This window comes from Bradyrhizobium huanghuaihaiense (genome assembly GCF_007830635.1).
Lineage (GTDB): Bacteria > Pseudomonadota > Alphaproteobacteria > Rhizobiales > Xanthobacteraceae > Bradyrhizobium > Bradyrhizobium huanghuaihaiense.
The window spans coordinates 1-7,402 of the sequence record NZ_VLLA01000070.1 but is presented as its reverse complement, the minus strand read 5'-3'; the positions used below and the strand labels follow the sequence as shown (position 1 = coordinate 7,402).

Here is a 7,402-nt window from a genome sequence, read left to right as displayed (position 1 = left end):
TGAGCATCGTCGCGCAACTCGGACGGCGTCGGCGCATTCAGATCAACAGATGGCTCAAGCCTGCCCTTAGCATGTGACGGGGGCCTGGATGGTGATGCTGGTTCGTGCAGCTGTTCACCCAACCAAACCCAAGCTCCCGCGCTTGGGCTTGCCGGCGTTGAGGGAAGATCCTGCGCCGAGCCGGGATGCCGATCGCCCCACGCGGCCGGCGAGCTCGGCTGCTCAGGGCCTGGCAGCCCCAGCTCTCGGTTCGCCTCGATGAGTTTTAAGTAGCTGCGAAGATGCGACAAATCGGGACGGTATCTTGCGCCTCCGGTCCGTTGGAACGCCAGCACATCGTTGTCCAGCGTTAACTGCTCCTTGCTAGAGCCGTTAAGTCGCCCGATGATGCTCCCTTTGCGATTCCCTTTAAGCCACGCACTCAGCGCGCGAAGACGTGTCGCCCGCTTTTGCGCAGACCCCTTATCCTTCGCAGTTTTAACATGTTTCAGAGCTTGGCTCAGCGCGCCCTCGATGAGGGGCGCATCTTCTGGATGAGGAACCAGGCGACGTGGGGCACCGAGGACGCGGGGTTCGGGAGCTTCGGCTTCTTCACCCCCACGCAAGAGCCGCCGGAGAACATCCAGGGCCGATGTAATGCGGTGCTGGGGGTCACGGCCCAATCTCCGGTACGCCGCAATTTCCTCATCCAGCGGTGTACCTTTTCGTAGCCGAGAAGCTACGGACCCCCCATGCTCTGCGTTGACCCAGCGAACAAATCTCCCAAGCCCGGAAACACTGTTATTGATGGCGCCTGGGGTGAGCTTGCGCCGCTTGGCGTCTACACGAAACCTCGCCAAGAGCTCCGCGTCTTCCCCTGGGAGCGGCTCGCCGATCAGCTCGTTTTGCGACAGCATCGGAGCCTGCATCTGCAATGGGGACGCCGCCAGTTGATGGGATGGCGTCTGCATCAGCTGCCGCTCAACGGCGACGCCCTGCGGATTGCTTAGCGTCTTCTGCCTCTTCGCTGATCTCAACTCCCCTATATCATGCTCATTGATGACGAGAACCTGCTCGCCTGGCCCGAGCGGGTTCCTGTGACGTTTATCCGTCAGTTCGTCGTCATGGTGGCGCCAGTTCAGGGACCCTGCAGCATCCAATGCCAGGCCATGCGGCGGTGAAACCCCATGGTCGGCGCGGGGCAAGTTCAAGTCACGAAAAGACCCTCCTGCATCCGCTGCTTGTTGATGGTGCGCAATTGTCTCGATAGGCGGCGAGGAGCTGGGTCCGTCCATCGTCTCCAAAAGCAGATCCTGCTGGTTCGCAGGCAGAGTCTCCGGCCAGCTGATAGCTCCGCTCGAGCTGTGCTGTGCAGTCGCGGCCCGGGTCCGGCTCGGCTCAGCGCGAACCGCGCCTTCGAAATCAGGAACGGGGCGAATATGAGGCCGGAGCTCGATCGCTCTAGCACCCGCCGGCGACCTCAGGAGATGAGCCAGTGCGGCCCCGGCTTTTCTGCGGCCACGGGGGTCCGCCTCCTTATACTGGCTGACATCATTATCCAGCGAGCCGTCGCCAAGTCGAGCAGCAATGCCGGGCTTATCGTTCTCACGGAGGTAATCACTGAAATCGATAAGAAGAGTTGCATACTTCCTGACGGTGTTGGCGGTGCCTGACGCTGCATCTTCCTTGTACCCTTTGATGAGATCCGCATCTTGGGAATAGGGATTCAGCTCAACCCGGCTTGCAATCGGCGCGATGCCGCCCGGCGATTGGGAGGCTCGAAGATGAACCAGTGGCGTAGCGATGGCCTGCCCCTCCTGCTTGCCGAACTCCAGGGCATCCTCGACCAGCGACTCTTCGGAAAGCCGGGCAGCAATGCCCGGCTTTCCGTTCTTTACGAGCCAATGCCCCAATCCGAGAAGACAACGTACATTGCGCCTGACGGTGCGCTCGGTGGCCCCAGCCTTGAAGAGTGCCGGCCCGAGCCCCTCAATAAGAGACGCATCGTCGGAATAAACAGGATCCATGCCGCTTCCTGCGAAAACCAAATTTGCATGGCCGAGCGGCAGCGCCGACGCATTCAGCGTCGTTCCACCGCCTTCACCGTGCGGAGCCGGCGTATATGGTTGCCCGCTCGCCCGCACGATGGGTCGCGCCTCAGATCGCGATGCATCCGCTTGATAGGCGCGGACCTGCATGAGCACGGGAGCGGACAGGACAGCGACCTCGCTCAGCTGCCGCTGAAAGGCCGCCGCCTCTGCCGACGAGTCGGCTGGAGAGGCATCTTGCGCGTCCACGCTATCCGTTTGTTGCCCCCCCGATTCATTGAGACGAATTTCATGTGTACTCACTTTCGAAGATGAAGAGCCTGGAGCGCTGATCGCATGCGCCTGGACTTGAGACGACACATCGCCGGCATTTGACGGTTCAGCTGCCAAGCGAAAGGAAGTTGGGGTCACGACGCTCCCGATCGAATTTCAATCGGACCCTGTTGTCGATCTGTTCGAGGAAGCCCGCGCCGGCTTCGAGCTCATCGAGGATTTCCTCTCGGTGAGAAACGGTCCACTTGATCGTGTCACCACAGCGACGCTCTGGCGCGGGACACCCAGGTAACTACATCCCGAGGCGCGCGAACTGCATCGACGCGTGCTCCGCCTCGGGAAGGGGATGCCACGGCTGGCCGCCAGCTGCGGTGCGCAACAAGGACCTACAGAACGCCGGCGTGAGCTTGCCGCGGTGGATCACGACGTTCTCGCGCCCCGTCGCAGCTCGAGCGCTCTGCCAGTCCTGATTGTAGCCGCGCTGGTCATTGGACTTCACGTGGCAAGCGGCGAACCCGGCATCGCTCAGCGTTGCCAACTGCCTGGCATGTACCGGCCGCTTGGTATGGATGTGCACCCACATCGGGCTTGGCGTCGCGCCATTGCGCAGGGCCTTGGGCTGCAGCTTGATCTCGAACAGTGTCCCCGGATCATCCTTCAAGGCGCGCGGTGAATTCACAGCCGCCAACTCCCCGGCCGCTCGCAACTGTTCAAGATACTTCTGGGACGGAAACGCGTAGGTCTTCATGCAATCGATCGTGATCACCGCCTTTTGCGCCGTGAAAGAGTTTGCCTGTCCCTGCACCTCGGACAACATCGCCTTGAGCCGGGCTATTTTGTCGTGCACTTCCGGCACTTGCGCAGGCGTGAGTAGGACACGTCGGCGAGGCTCCTCCAGCGCGGCTACACTGGCCTCAATCTCGGAGGCCTGTGTCTGCAGGCGCTTAACGACGAGATCCACGGCGTGATCGGCGTCCTCGGGCTTCCCGTGGCGCGCTTGCGAGACCGCGCTTTGCTGAGCCGGCAGATCGAACTGCAAAAGTTCGTCCAATCGCTTGAGTAATCCGGTCAGTGCGTTCCTGGAGGGCGGAGCCTGCAATATCTCCAGGTGCCCGGTCGCCGACGATGACGCCCTCGCGAGTGCCGCCTCCTCCGCGCTCGCGAGTTTCTTCGTACCCAGATCCGAGAGTACGATCACCTTGACTGTCGGGGCCGTGGCAGCGTCGGGCGTGGCGAGCTGCGGCTCGCGCGGCCCGGCCGCCGAACTTCGCTCGCCTGCGGCCGGTGCGCGCTTGCCCTTCCCCTCCCTGCGGGCCGCGCCCCCCTCAACCACTACGGCAGTCCGGGCCGTCGGCTCAATCACGGCGGGCGTCTTTGGCTGCACGTCCAAAAGACGCGTGACGTCGTCCGCGGTGACCCATGCACCATCCGCGATCTGGCCCAACAGTTTTAATGGAAGGTCGGCATCCGTTCCGGCGTCCCTTAGCCTGGTAACGATTCCGTGCACCCCTGAGGCAAATTCCGAAAGCCGCTCCATGACTCCTTCCAGAACGGTGCAGTGGTCTGCGTCGAGTGCCGCTCCGTTGCTGCTCAGAACGGCTTCGGACGCCGAGTTAAATGCCGGAAAAACATCCTCGATAAAGGTCCCGAGCAGACGCACCCGCCCATCCTCACCCATGAGGGCGTCGCTTACAGCTGGTTCGAACGTGCTCGCCCGCGACTCAATTAGAAGCTGAGCAAGAGCAACCTGCGATTGCAGATACACGCACTTCGTATAAAGTGCCCAGCCGGTCTGCAGGCGTAGTGCGGCCTCTTCGGCCTGCCGCATCTCGGGCGTGGTGCTCGGCAAGTTGGCGGTGGCCGCGCAGACGGACTGCATCCGTTCCATGCGCAATGCCTTCTTTCCCCACCCCTCCATGCAGGCCTCGTAGTGCTTCGCCACGCTGGATACCGCTCGGCTCAGCTGGTCAGGCTGAGCGTTGGCAACTCGCATATTCTTGAGCAAGGCTGTTGCTTTCTTCCTGCTCTTCTCCAGGTCGCCGATAATCCAGGTGGCCACGATGTCGCATTCGTTTCCCGCAGCGATAGTTTCCTCGCGGAGTCGGCGAGCCCGACCGTCGGAAAGAAGCCCGCGCGCCATGTCCGGGGGGAGGCTCGCGTAATAGCCCAGAACTTCCGAGCCTGCCTTGACGACTTGATCGATCAGCTCTTGCGCCTCCGACGGGTTCGGGTTCTGGGCTCGTGTGGCTGCATTTTTAGAAGCATCAAGCCCCGCAAGCAGGCTGCGCATTTTTTGCTTCGCTGCCTTGATTCCGTCGCCACTTGAGGAAATCTGGACTGCCACCGCCGAAGCTGGTGGCAGGCTCACGAGCGGAGCCGTTCCATCTCGAGGCCCGGAGCGCATCCGCTCCACGACAGAGTCGAAAGATTGCCCGCCCTCCCCGGGGGCGGGACCGAGCTCCGGGCTCGAACTACTCGATCCCCATGCGCTGTCGGCTCCTGCGGGCCCAACGTGCGATTTACCAGCTCGGCCAATGCCTGTCATATTCCACCTCCGATAAAGTCGAGAGTGCGCAGCCAGTCTGCATAGACTGGCTGGCTGACGAGTAGCTGACGTAGGGCGCTTCTCCCCGATTCACAGGAAAACCCGGATCACCGTGGGGTGCAATTCCATCGCGCCTGGCGTGCTGCTGGAGGCAGCGGGGCATCGTCAACTTAATCGACCGCGAGCCGAAGGAGGCGCTTCTCAAAGGTTCGAGATTCGGCGATAGCGCTTGTCGCGGAGATCTCGCGCCAAGTCGCAAAGGCTCGCCCGCGCGAAGCACGACGGAAGTCGGCAGTGACGGCTCCAGAATAGGGGATGTGGAAAAGGTTCGCGACCTGATCGTGAACTGACAGAAACCGTTGAGCCTGACGGGACGATTTGAAACGCTCCATGATCCGCTCGCGCCGCCGCGTCGGCTGATGAGAATTCTCGGCCCAATTGTTGAGAGCTTTGTGCTGGCGATGTTCGACGTGAAAGCCCATCTTCGCCCTCGAAGCGCCGTACGAACGGAGCTTGTCCGTGATTGTCCGTCGTCAGATGGTCGTTCAGCCGCCGGCGGCATACAACGCGCCGGATTCGAGCGAATGGTGGCGGAGGTTTGCCTCGGCAGGGTTGGTGCGGTTTGCGCCCGCGAGGTCTCGCGCTTCGCCCGCAACAGCCGGGATTGGCAGCAACTCATCGAGATGTGCCGCGTGGTCGATACCGTTCTGGTCGATCAAGAGACCATCTATGCGCCAAGGCACGGCAACGACCGCCTGCTGCTCGGGCTCAAGGGCAGCCTCAACGAGTACGAGCTGGATCTGTTGCGCCAGCGCTCGCTCTCGGCCCGCTACGAGAAGGCGCGCCGGGGCGAGTTGGTTGTGACAGCGCCCGTCGGCTTCGTGAAGGCCGGCGACCGTTATGAGAAAGACCCGGATCGGCGTGTCCAGGAGGCGATCAAGCTGGTGTTCGACAAGGTCGAGGAACTGGGCAGCGCGCGACAGGCGCTCTGCTGGCTCCATGAGTACAATCTCGATCTGCCGGTGAAGCAGACCAACGGCGACACGGCCTGGCGGCGACCAAACTACTCTGCCATCCACCGGATCATTGAGAACCCGGTCTACGGCGGCGCCTATGCCTATGGTAAGACAGCTGTGGCGGCGGGATACAGCACCGCTGGCGTGAGCCTGAAGATCCGCCGCAAGGCGCGGAACGAATGGCTGACGCTGAAGCCCAACACTCACGAAGGGTATGTGAGCTGGGAGAAGTTCGAGGCGATTCGCACCATGGTCAGCAGCAATGTTCCCACCAGTCGGCATCACGGCGCGCCCAACCATGGTGACGCGTTGCTGGCCGGTCTGATCCGCTGCAAGCGCTGCGGTCGCAAGCTCACACTCCGGTACTCCGGCATGGAGAACCATATCCCGCGCTACAGCTGCAACCGTGCCTGGATGGATAATGGCTGGGCCCACTGCATCGCCTTCGGCGGACTGCGCGTCGATGACGCCATCGAAGAATCGCTGCTTGGAGTCGTCGGTCCGGGCGCTGTCGCCGCCGCAACCGCTGCCGCCAAGGGAGCCAGGGAACGGCGCGATCAGGTACGCGATGCTCTCAGTCGCGACCTCGAAGCGGCGCGCTATGCCGCCGACAGGGCTTTCCGGCAATACGATGCCGCTGATCCCGCGAACCGGCTGGTGGCCAGTGAGCTGGAAGCGCGCTGGAACAGGGCGCTCGCTCACGCGGCGGAGGTTGAGGCCAAGATCGCCATGCATGATGCGGCCACGCCCGCACCCCTTGCCGATCCAGTCTCGCTCGGCGTTCTGGCCTCGAACCTCAAAACGGTCTGGGATGCGCCGACGACGGATGCTCGCCTCAAGAAGCGCATTGTGCGCACCCTCATCCATGAGGTCGTGGCCGATATCGACGACGCGGCCTCGGAGATCGTTCTCATCGTCCATTGGGTGGGGGGCGCCCACAGCGAGTTGCGCTTGCCGAAGCGCCGGCGCGGACAGCGCAACAGCACCTCTGCCGATATCGTCCAGGCCGTGCGTCAACTGGTGCTGATCGCCAGCGACGATCTGATTGCCGGCCTCCTCAATCGCAACGGCCTCAAGACCGGCAACGGCAATCGCTGGACCCGCGAGCGCGTCACATCAATGCGCTCGAACTACCACATCCCGGTGTTCAAGCCCGCCGAGGACGCGATCGAGCCATGGCTCGGGGCTTGGCAACCTTGACCATCACGCTACTCAACAAAACAGGTTATCGAATCTAGTACCCGGAATCAGAGCTGAGTGATACGGCGGCCTTTGAAACGGCGTTGACGGACCTTTTTCTTGGTCCAGACGAAGGGCTCGGCTCTGTCGTTGTATGCGTTGACGTAGGCATCGATGTGTTCCTGAAGCTGCTTGAGGCTCGTGAAGGAGGTGCCGCTGAGCGACTGCCCCTGCAAGATGGAAAACCATACTTCGACCTGATTGAGCCATGACGCACTTGTCGGCGTGAAATGAAATTGCACGTTGGGGTGGGCCTTGAGCCAGTCCTCGTTCTTTTTATGGGTGTTGAGGTTGTCGAGGAT

At 62.0% G+C, this 7,402-nt stretch carries 3 protein-coding genes and 2 pseudogenes; 1 reads left to right on the top strand and 4 read right to left on the bottom strand.

The window, feature by feature from the left end:
- The 3 genes and pseudogenes from IQ16_RS44260 to IQ16_RS44250 form a co-directional block, all read right to left on the bottom strand.
- Positions 1 to 2,006 (bottom strand): annotated as a pseudogene (locus IQ16_RS44260) (Ulp1 family isopeptidase); the annotation flags it as partial.
- Between the two features lie 586 nt (positions 2,007 to 2,592).
- Entirely contained in the window at positions 2,593 to 4,845 is a 2,253-nt protein-coding gene (locus tag IQ16_RS44255) for a hypothetical protein (RefSeq protein WP_011084516.1), read from the bottom strand.
- Positions 4,846 to 5,026: 181 nt separating this feature from the next.
- Positions 5,027 to 5,378, bottom strand: a pseudogene (locus tag IQ16_RS44250) (DDE-type integrase/transposase/recombinase); the annotation flags it as partial.
- Between IQ16_RS44250 and IQ16_RS44245 the strand changes: the two are divergent.
- On the top strand, positions 5,265 to 7,061 hold the full coding sequence (locus tag IQ16_RS44245) for a recombinase family protein (protein ID WP_011084515.1): 1,797 nt from the start codon (positions 5,265 to 5,267) through the stop codon (positions 7,059 to 7,061). The pseudogene IQ16_RS44250 and the gene IQ16_RS44245 sit on opposite strands and share 114 nt — an antisense overlap.
- Before the next feature lie 47 nt (positions 7,062 to 7,108).
- Here the strand turns inward: IQ16_RS44245 and IQ16_RS44240 are convergent.
- The coding region (locus IQ16_RS44240) for a transposase (protein WP_208751672.1) at positions 7,109 to 7,402 on the bottom strand (294 nt) is incomplete at its 5' end.

Bases quoted from the DNA above. Each gene is read 5' to 3' on its own strand.
- IQ16_RS44255 (WP_011084516.1), bottom strand. From the start codon at position 4,845: ATGACAGGCATTGGCCGAGCTGGTAAATCGCACGTTGGGCCCGCAGGA.
- IQ16_RS44245 (WP_011084515.1), top strand. From the start codon at position 5,265: ATGAGAATTCTCGGCCCAATTGTTGAGAGCTTTGTGCTGGCGATGTTC.